Source organism: Streptomyces sp. NTH33 (assembly GCF_003236365.1).
Taxonomy (GTDB): Bacteria; Actinomycetota; Actinomycetes; order Streptomycetales; family Streptomycetaceae; genus Streptomyces.
The window spans coordinates 1-6,542 of the sequence record NZ_POTZ01000391.1 but is presented as its reverse complement, the minus strand read 5'-3'; the positions used below and the strand labels follow the sequence as shown (position 1 = coordinate 6,542).

Below are 6,542 nucleotides of genomic sequence, written 5' to 3'. Positions count from 1 at the left end.
ACCCCGCAGGAGCCCGCCGCCACGGTCCCCGCGCCCCGCGACGGCGACGCCGCCGCCGTACCGGGCGAGGAGCCCGGCGAGGAGCCCGGCCCCGAGGCCCAGGAAGCCGATCAGGTGCGGGAGTCCGCCGGCGCGCCCGCGCCCGCCTACGACGACGCCGAGCGCGAGGCCGTGCTCAAGGTGATCCGCGAACGCCGCGACATCCGCAACGGCTTCCGCAGCGACCCCATCCCGCACGAGGTGCTGCTCCGCGTCCTGGAGGCGGCCCACACGGCACCCTCCGTGGGCCACTCGCAGCCCTGGGACTTCGTGGTCATCCGCTCCGCCGAAACCCGGCGCATGATGCACGAGCTGGTCATGCGCCAGCGCGAGGCGTACGCAAAGTCGCTGCCCAAGGGCCGGGCGAAGCAGTTCAAGGAAATGAAGATCGAGGCCATCCTCGACACCCCGGTGAACATCGTCGTCACCGCCGACCCCACTCGCGGCGGCCGGCACACCTTGGGCCGCCACACCCAGCCGCAGATGGCGCCGTACTCCTCCGCGCTCGCGGTCGAGAACCTCTGGCTCGCCGCCCGCGCCGAGGGCCTGGGCGTCGGCTGGGTGAGCTTCTTCGACGAGCGCGAGATGGTCCGCGCCCTCGGGCTGCCCGAGCACCTGGAGGCCGTCGCCTACCTGTGCGTGGGGTACGTCGACGAGTTCCCGGAGGAACCGGAGTTGGTGCAGGCCGGCTGGTCCAAGCGCCGCCCGCTGTCCTGGGTCGTCCACGAGGAGACGTACGGCCGCCGCGCCCTGCCCGGCGAGAACCCGCACGACCTGCTCGCCGAGACCGTCGCCCAGATCCGCCCGCTGGACGCCAAGGCGCTCGGCGAGGCCTGGGAACGGCAGAAGCGCATGACCAAGCCGGCCGGCGCACTCGGCATGCTGGAGATCATCTCCGCGCAGCTGTCCGGCCTGTCCCGCCAGTGCCCGCCGCCGGTCCCGGAGCCCGCGGCCGTCGCGGTCTTCGCCGGCGACCACGGCGTGCACGCCCAGGGCGTCACCCCCTGGCCGCAGGAGGTCACCGCCCAGATGGTGGCCAACTTCCTCGGCGGGGGAGCGGTCTGCAACGCCTTCGCGAACCAGGTGGGCGCCGAGGTCTGCGTGGTCGACGTGGGCGTCGTCGCCGACCTCCCGGCCACCACCGGCCTGCTGCCCCGCAAGGTCCGCGCGGGCACGTCCGACATGACCACCGGCCCCGCGATGACCCGCGAGGAGGCCAAGCAGGCCATCGAGGTCGGCATCGAGACCGCCCGCGACCTGGTCGCGGCCGGCAACAAGGCCCTGCTCACCGGTGAGATGGGCATCGCCAACACCACGGCGTCCGCCGCGCTCATCTCGGTGTTCACCGGCGCAGACCCGGCCGAGGTGACCGGCCGGGGCACGGGCATCAGCGACGAGACACTGGCCCGCAAGACCGAGGTGGTCCGCCGTGCCCTGGAACTGCACCGGCCGGACCCGGCCGACCCCATCGGCGTCCTGGCCGCGGTCGGCGGTTTCGAGCACGCGGCCATGGTCGGGCTGCTCCTGGGCGGCGCCTCCCTGCGCACGCCGGTGATCCTGGACGGCGTCAGCGCGGGTGCCGCCGCACTGGTCGCCCGTGCGATCGCGCCCGAGGTCCTGGCGGCCTGCATCGCGGGTCACCGCAGCGCCGAGCCCGGGCACGTCGCCGCGCTCAACAAGCTCGGCCTGCGCCCCCTGGTCGACCTCGACCTGCGCCTCGGCGAAGGAACGGGCGCGCTGCTCGCCCTGCCGCTGGTGCAGAGCACGGCGCGGGCGATGCACGAGGTGGCGACGTTCGACTCCGCGGGCGTCACCGAGAAGTAGCACCGCGGGGCCGGAGGGCGCGCTCCTGTGCCCCCGGCCCCGCCGTACGCTGAACCCACGTCTAAAATCCGCATGTCAGGGCTGCTCCAGAGCCGTAGCACCCCGTTCGTACCGCCTGGACCGCCCGGACGAGGAGCCGTACCCCACATGGCCGAACACCCCGCCTACCCCGTAGGCCTCCGCCTGACCGGCCGCCGCGTGGTCGTCCTCGGCGGCGGGCAGGTCGCCCAGCGCCGCCTCCCGGCGCTCATCGCGGCCGGCGCGGACATCGTCCTCGTCTCGCCCGAGGCGACCGCCTCCGTCGAGGCCATGGCGGACACGGGCGAGATCACCTGGCAGCGGCGCCGGTACGAGGACGGCGACCTCGCGGACGCCTGGTACGCCCTGATCGCCACCAGCGACCGCGACGCCAACACCCGCGCCTCCGCGGAGGCGGAGCGCCACCGCGTGTGGTGCGTACGCTCCGACGACGCCGACGCGGCGACCGCCTGGACCCCGGCCACCGGCCACAGCGAGGGCGTCACGGTCGCCGTGCTCACCACCAGCGCGCGCGGGCGCGACCCCCGGCACACCGCCGCCATCCGCGACGCGGTGGTCGAGGGCCTGCGCGACGGCACGCTCGTCGCCCCGCACCACCGCACCCGCACCCCGGGCGTGGCCCTCGTCGGCGGCGGCCCCGGCGACCCGGACCTGATCACGGTCCGCGGCCGCCGGCTGCTCGCCGAGGCCGACGTCGTCATCGCCGACCGCCTCGGCCCGCGCGACCTGCTCGCCGAACTCCCGCCGCACGTCGAGGTGATCGACGCGGCGAAGATCCCCTACGGCCGCTTCATGGCCCAGGAGGCCATCAACAACGCCCTCATCGAGCACGCCCGGCAGGGCAAGTCGGTGGTCCGGCTCAAGGGCGGCGACCCGTACGTCTTCGGCCGGGGCATGGAGGAGGTCCAGGCGCTCGCCGAGGCCGGAGTGCCGTGCACGGTCGTCCCCGGCATCTCCAGCTCCGTCTCCGTCCCGGGCGCGGCCGGCATCCCGGTCACCCACCGCGGGGTGGCCCACGAGTTCACCGTGGTCAGCGGGCACGTGGCCCCCGACGACGAACGCTCCCTGGTCGACTGGCCCAGCCTGGCGAAACTCACCGGCACCCTCGTGGTCCTCATGGGCGTCGACAAGATCGGGAAGATCGCCGAGACGCTCGTCGCCCACGGCAAGTCCCCCGACACCCCGGTCGCCCTGGTCCAGGAGGGAACGACCGCCGCCCAGCGCCGCGTGGACGCCACCCTCGCGACCGTCGCGGAGACCGTCCGCGCCCAGGACGTGAAGCCGCCGGCCGTCATCGTCATCGGCGAGGTCGTCACGGTCGGCCCGGAAGCCTGAGGAGCAACCACCCCATGGCCGATCCCATCACCGTAGAGGACCCCGACGACCCGCGCCTGGCCGACTACACGGGCCTGACCGACGTGGAGCTGCGCCGCAGGCGCGAACCCGCCGAGGGCCTGTTCATCGCCGAGGGCGAGAAGGTCATCCGCCGGGCCACGGACGCCGGGTACGAGATGCGCTCGATGCTGCTGTCCGCGAAGTGGGTCGACGCCATGCGGGACGTCATCGACGAACTCCCCGCACCCGTCTACGTCGTCAGCCCCGAACTCGCCGAACAGGTCACCGGCTACCACGTGCACCGCGGCGCGCTCGCCTCCATGCGGCGCAAGCCGTTGCCCACGGCGGCCGACCTGCTGCGGACGGCCCGCCGGGTCGCGGTCATGGAGTCGGTCAACGACCACACCAACATCGGCGCCGTCTTCCGTTCCGCCGCCGCCCTCGGCATGGACGCGGTCCTGCTCTCCCCGGACTGCGCCGACCCGCTCTACCGCCGCAGCGTCAAGGTCTCCATGGGCGCGGTCTTCTCCGTGCCGTACGCCCGTCTCGACACCTGGCCGGGGGACCTGCGGGCGGTCCGCGAGGCCGGCTTCACCCTGCTCGCCCTCACCCCCGACGAGAGGGCGAAGTCCCTGGACGACGCCGCCCCGCACCGCATGGACCGGGTCGCCCTGATGCTCGGCGCGGAGGGCGACGGCCTGTCCGCCCGGGCCCTGACGGCCGCCGACGCCTGGGTCCGCATCCCCATGTCCCACGGCGTCGACTCCCTCAACGTGGGCGCGGCGGCCGCGGTCGCCTTCTACGCGGTGGCGACGGGCCGCCCTCAGTCGTAGAACGGCGCGGGCACCGCCGCCACGTGCACGCGCGCGTGGTCCTGCTGCGCCCGTACGCCGTGGCCGTCGCCGCCCAGTCCGCGGGCCGGGCCCTGGCAGCCCTGGGCCGCCGCGATGCCGAGGGCGACCAGCAGCGTCACCACCACGAACACGAAGAGGCGCTGGCGCAGCAGACGCGGGTTGGCGGGGCGTCGGCCGGTCGCCGTGGGACGCGGACCCGTCCGCCCTGTGCCGCCCCGGGGAGCGGTACGGCCGCCGCCCCGTGAGGTCGGTGTCGGACGTGAGGCCGGCGTCGGGCGCGAGGCACCCGTACGGGAGGGGACCCCGCCCCGTCCGCCCCTGGGCGGGCCGCCCCGCGACGGAGGAACGGTGCCCCGGGGCACCGGGGTGCCGGGCGAGGAGCCCACCGGGCGCCGCCGTCCCCGTGGGCGCTCGGTGTAGTCGGCGCGCTGCCGGCCGGGGTGGGTGTCGGCCAGGGAGCCGGCCGGCCGGTCCGGTTCGGCGGCGCGGGGCGCGGGCGGCCGTACGTCACCCAGGTCCTGCGCCTCACGTGTCGCGATCTCCTTCAGCCGCAGCGACAGCTGCAGCGTGCTCGGCCGCTCCTCGGGGTCCTTCGCCAGACACGCCCGTACCAGCGGAGCCAGCGCGTCCGGTACACCGTGCAGCTGGGGCTCCTCGTGCACCACGCGGTACAGCATCACCTCCGAACTGCCGTGCCCGAACGGCGAGTCGCCCGTCGACGCGTACGCCAGCGTCGCCCCCAGCGAGAACACGTCGGTCGCCGGAGTGACGGTCGCGCCGCGCACCTGCTCCGGGGCGAGGAACCCGGGCGAGCCGACCGCCGTGCCGACGTGCGTGAGCGTCGAGGAACCGGTCGCCCAGGCGATGCCGAAGTCGATGATCCGCGGACCCTTGGGGGACAGCAGGATGTTGGACGGCTTGAGGTCCCGGTGCACCACCCCGGCCTCGTGCACGGCGACCAGCCCCTCGGACAGCGCGGCCCCGATCGCCGCCACCTCCGCGGCGCAGAGCGCACCCTCCTCGGCCACCTTGTCGTGCAGGGAGGGCCCGGGCACGTACTGCGTCGCGAACCACGGCCGGTCCGCCTCCAGGTCCGCCGCCACCAGCCGCGCCGTGCAGCCGCCCCGGATCCGCCGCGCCGCCGAGACCTCGCGCGCGAACCGCGAGCGGAACTCCTGGTCCTCCGCCAGATCCGGCCGGATGACCTTCAGCGCGACGCGCTGGCCCTTCCGGTCGGAGCCCAGGTAGACCACACCCATCCCGCCCGCGCCGAGCCGTCGGTGAAGCCTGAACGAGCCGACGACGCGCGGGTCCTCGCGCCTCAGGCGCATCATCGCCATGTTCATCCCCGCTGCCCGGTCCCTGTGACGAGCCACAGCTTACGTACCCGGGGCGGTTCGCGCGCAGAGGCCGCGCCCTCTCGACCGATCGATTGTCGGCGCCGGGCAGAAGAGGTGAGGTGTGGTCAAGGTGCTTGTGGGATCGCCGTCCTTGGGTTGACGAGTATCTCAACCACCTCCTCCCGAAGGGAGGTTGGCCGCTCAGGAAGCAGCCGTACGGACCGGTGGCGAGCGGGGGTGTACCGAAGGGGTGAGCCCGGGTTGCGCCGGGTTGCCGTAAAAGTGAGGGACGTCACGCACAGCGGTCGCGACGGGCGACCCCTCCGGGGAGACCCCGAGAACCGGACCCGCGTCTCCACCCTGGGGAGTACTCCCCGGGTCGGGGCTCATCCTCCGGGAGGCCCCCCGATCGGTACGAGGGCATGACGACCCGGACCCGCCGCGCATCTAGATTTGAGGTCCAGCGGCGGGTGCAGCACTCGTCCCCCGAGGTCGGACACCCGCCGCTGCCGACGACAACCGAGACGGTCAGGAGAGGGACCATGGCCCTGACGGCAGCGCGGGCACTGCTGCGCACCCGGGGACGCGCCACGCGCCCCCGCCGCACGGGCCGTCGCCACCCCCTGGTGGCGACGCTGATGGCCCTTCCCCTGGCGGCCCTGCTCCTGCTCGTCTTCGACGGCTGGAACACAGTGGCCAGACAGGCGTCGTCCGTGGGCGAGATGCTGGGGCGCTGAGCGGCGGGAGCCCGCTCATCCGGTCGCAGGCGTCGACCACGGCCTGTTCGACCTCGTCGAGCGGGCGGCCCGCCGCGGTCGCTCTGGCGACGGCCGACGCGGCGGCCTGCACGGTCAGGGCGCGGGCCGGGACGTCCAGAGCGGGCCAGGGGTCGCCGTCCGTGGGGACGGCCGGGCCTCCGGCCGCGCGGTACGCGGTCAGGAAGCGGGTCCACTCGTCGGGCGGGAGCAGTCCGCAGGCGTACCAGGCCGCGGGGCGGCCCAGGTCCCAGGCGGGAACGCCGGTGCCGAGGTCGTCGACGTCGATGAGCAGCCAGGGGCCGTCCGGGGCGGGGTGGCGGACGAGCTGACCGAGGTGGAGGTCGCCGTGGCAG

General features: G+C 74.6%; 5 protein-coding genes and 1 pseudogene. 4 read left to right on the top strand and 2 right to left on the bottom strand.

Translation table 11 applies throughout. The features are described from left to right. The 3 genes from cobT to C1I97_RS28295 form a co-directional block, all read left to right on the top strand. The coding region (cobT, locus tag C1I97_RS28305; RefSeq protein ID WP_258382772.1) for a nicotinate-nucleotide--dimethylbenzimidazole phosphoribosyltransferase at positions 1 to 1,863 on the top strand (1,863 nt) is incomplete at its 5' end. A gap of 147 nt (positions 1,864 to 2,010) precedes the next feature. Continuing rightward, the gene (cobA, locus tag C1I97_RS28300; protein ID WP_111005974.1) at positions 2,011 to 3,237 is read left to right on the top strand and encodes a uroporphyrinogen-III C-methyltransferase; all 1,227 of its coding nucleotides are present in this window, start codon (positions 2,011 to 2,013) and stop codon (positions 3,235 to 3,237) included. Between the two features lie 14 nt (positions 3,238 to 3,251). Then, positions 3,252 to 4,070: a TrmH family RNA methyltransferase gene (locus tag C1I97_RS28295; RefSeq protein WP_111005973.1), complete on the top strand. Its 819-nt coding sequence runs from the start codon at positions 3,252 to 3,254 to the stop codon at positions 4,068 to 4,070. Here C1I97_RS28295 and C1I97_RS28290 read toward each other — a convergent pair. Further along, positions 4,061 to 5,437: a serine/threonine-protein kinase gene (locus C1I97_RS28290; RefSeq protein ID WP_181446958.1), complete on the bottom strand. Its 1,377-nt coding sequence runs from the start codon at positions 5,435 to 5,437 to the stop codon at positions 4,061 to 4,063. The two genes, C1I97_RS28295 and C1I97_RS28290, sit on opposite strands and share 10 nt — an antisense overlap. Before the next feature lie 536 nt (positions 5,438 to 5,973). Between C1I97_RS28290 and C1I97_RS28285 the strand changes: the two genes are divergently transcribed. Beyond that, a complete protein-coding gene (locus C1I97_RS28285) occupies positions 5,974 to 6,168 on the top strand; it encodes a hypothetical protein (protein ID WP_111005971.1) in 195 nt (64 codons plus the stop codon). Position 6,169: 1 nt separating this feature from the next. Here the strand turns inward: C1I97_RS28285 and C1I97_RS28280 are convergent. Next, positions 6,170 to 6,542 (bottom strand): annotated as a pseudogene (locus C1I97_RS28280) (phosphotransferase family protein); the annotation flags it as partial.

Coding starts and splice junctions, on each gene's coding strand:
- cobA (WP_111005974.1), top strand. CDS start 2,011: ATGGCCGAACACCCCGCCTACCCCGTAGGCCTCCGCCTGACCGGCCGC.
- C1I97_RS28295 (WP_111005973.1), top strand. CDS start 3,252: ATGGCCGATCCCATCACCGTAGAGGACCCCGACGACCCGCGCCTGGCC.
- C1I97_RS28290 (WP_181446958.1), bottom strand. CDS start 5,437: ATGAACATGGCGATGATGCGCCTGAGGCGCGAGGACCCGCGCGTCGTC.
- C1I97_RS28285 (WP_111005971.1), top strand. CDS start 5,974: ATGGCCCTGACGGCAGCGCGGGCACTGCTGCGCACCCGGGGACGCGCC.